The 1,058-nt window shown below is 74.3% G+C and carries 1 protein-coding gene; it reads left to right on the top strand.

All coding sequences use genetic code 11. From position 1 onward, the window contains the following. Nucleotides 1-894, top strand: an 894-nt coding sequence (locus ACFV4F_RS43475; protein WP_380511617.1) for an AAA family ATPase, incomplete at its 5' end; no start/stop codon positions are given. Between the last annotated feature and the right edge of the window lie 164 nt (nt 895-1,058).

Below are 1,058 nucleotides of genomic sequence, written 5' to 3'. Positions count from 1 at the left end.
CTCCGGGCGGCGGGCGGCGAGGAGGCCGCGGCGGCGGTCGCCCGGGCCGCGGCGGGGGAGGAGGAACCCACGGCGCCCGGCCTGCTGGACCGGCTGCGCGCGATGGTCGGCCTCGCGGCGGCCAAGGAACAGGTCGAGGACCTCGTCAACCTCACCCGCCAGACCCGCCGCCGCATCGAGGCCGGCCTCCCGGCGGCCACCATCAGCCACCACCTCGTCTTCTCCGGCCCGCCCGGCACCGGCAAGACCACCGTCGCCCGCCTCTACGGCGAACTCCTCGCCGAACTGGACGTGCTGCCCGGCGGCCAGCTCATCGAGACCGCCCGCGCCGACCTCGTCGGCCGGTACATCGGCCACACCGCCCAGCTGACCCGTGACGCCTTCGAACGCGCCCGCGGCGGCGTGCTCTTCATCGACGAGGCGTACACGCTGACGCCCCGGCACGGCGGGGGCGGCGACTTCGGCCAGGAGGCCGTGGACACCCTGATGAAGCTCATGGAGGACCACCGCGACGAGGTCGTCGTCATCGTCGCCGGCTACCAGGAGGAAATGCGCGGCTTCCTCGCCTCCAACCCCGGTCTGGCGTCGCGCTTCTCCCGCGAGATCACCTTCGACCACTACTCGGACGACGAACTCATCACCATCGTCCGCCTCCAGGCCGAGGCCGCCGGCTACACCTGCACCCCGGACACCCTGACGGCCCTGAGCACCCTCTTCCGCGCCGTCCCGCGCGACAACTCCTTCGGCAACGGCCGCTTCGCGCGGCAGGTGCTGGAGGCGATGATCACGCGTCAGGCGGGCCGCCTGTCCCGCCTGGACATCGGGGACCTGGACGAACTCAGCCTCCTGCTGCCCCAGGACATCCCGGCCGAGCGCATCGGCAGCTTCGCGTGAGCCGGGTGACGGGGGCGGTGGCAGGAGCGGCGGCGGTCCGTTCGGCCGACCGGGCCCCACGGGCCCCCCCCCCCGCTCCCGCCGCCGGCAGCGCTTCGCTCTGCGACCAGCTGCCCTCGGTCGCGGCGGGGCTGGGTGTCGAGGGCTTCTCGGCGACGCTGCCG

The sequence above is a fragment of the Kitasatospora sp. NPDC059722 genome (assembly GCF_042733235.1).
Taxonomy (GTDB): domain Bacteria; phylum Actinomycetota; class Actinomycetes; order Streptomycetales; family Streptomycetaceae; genus Kitasatospora.
The sequence above is the reverse complement of the archived record's forward strand: the minus strand, read 5'-3'. Positions and strand labels throughout refer to the sequence as shown.